The sequence below is a fragment of the Microbacterium sp. 69-7 genome, assembly GCF_001897985.1.
Lineage (GTDB): Bacteria > Actinomycetota > Actinomycetes > Actinomycetales > Microbacteriaceae > Microbacterium > Microbacterium laevaniformans.
The window spans coordinates 23,691-24,858 of record NZ_MKRU01000017.1; the positions used below are offsets into that span (position 1 = coordinate 23,691).

General features: G+C 64.7%; 1 protein-coding gene. It reads left to right on the top strand.

Features of this window, described 5'->3' with window-relative positions; genetic code table 11:
- Positions 1-1,138 (top strand): undecaprenyl-phosphate glucose phosphotransferase (locus BGN98_RS01890; RefSeq protein ID WP_288119185.1); only part of this gene is annotated, 1,138 nt, incomplete at its 5' end.
- Positions 1,139-1,168 lie beyond the last annotated feature (30 nt).

The window sequence follows — 1,168 nt, forward strand, 5'->3', positions numbered from 1 at the left end:
GCTCGCCGGCTTCTTCCTCAAGGTCTCGGCCGACTTCTCGCGCGTCTGGTTCGCCGGCTGGCTGGCCGCCGGGCTGGCGCTGTTCCTCGTCATGCGGCTGGTCGCGGCGCGGCTGGTGCGGCGCTGGGCGCGCAACGGCGTGATGGAGCGCCGCGCCGTCATCGTCGGCGGCGGCCGCAACGCCGAGACGCTAATCCGCTCGATCGAGCGCCAGCCCGACAACGACATCCGCATCTGCGGCATCTTCGACGACCGCGACGAGCGCCGCTCGCCGGCGATCATCGCCGGCTATCCGAAACTCGGCAATGTCGCCGAACTCGTCGAATTCGCCCGGCTTGCGCGGATCGACATGCTGATCATCTCGCTGCCGCTTTCGGCCGAGGCGCGCATCCTCTCGCTTCTCAAGAAACTCTGGGTTCTGCCGGTCGACATTCGCCTTGCCGCCCATTCCAAGGGCCTGCGCTTCCGCCCGCGCAGCTACTCCCAGATCGGCAGCCTGCCGATGCTCGACATCTTCGACAAGCCGATCGCCGACTGGGACAATGTCGCCAAGCGAATCTTCGACGTCTTCTTCAGCGTGGTCGCACTGCTTCTGCTCTGGCCGGTGATGCTCGGCGCGGCCATTGCCGTCAAGCTGTCCTCGCCCGGCCCGATCATCTTCAAGCAGAAGCGGCACGGCTTCAACAACGAGGTCATCGAGGTCTACAAGTTCCGCTCGATGTACACGCACCTTGCCGACCCGACGGCAAAGGCCGCCGTGACGAAGGGCGACCCGCGCGTCACCCGCGTCGGACGGTTCCTGCGCAAATCCTCGATCGATGAGCTGCCGCAGTTCTTCAACGTCCTCAAGGGCGACCTGTCGCTGGTCGGCCCGCGGCCGCATGCCATCCAGGCGCAGTCGAACGACCGCAAATATGTCGATGTTGTCGAAAGCTATTTCGCCCGTCACCGCGTCAAGCCCGGCGTCACCGGCTGGGCGCAGATCAACGGCTGGCGCGGCGAGATCGACCATGACGACAAGATCCGCTTCCGCACCGAATTCGACCTCTATTACATCGAGAACTGGTCGCTCTGGCTGGACCTGAAGATCCTGTTCATGACCCCCTTCCGTCTGCTCAACACGGAAAACGCCTATTGAGCGACGCGGTCCTCCCCTACGCTCCACCGT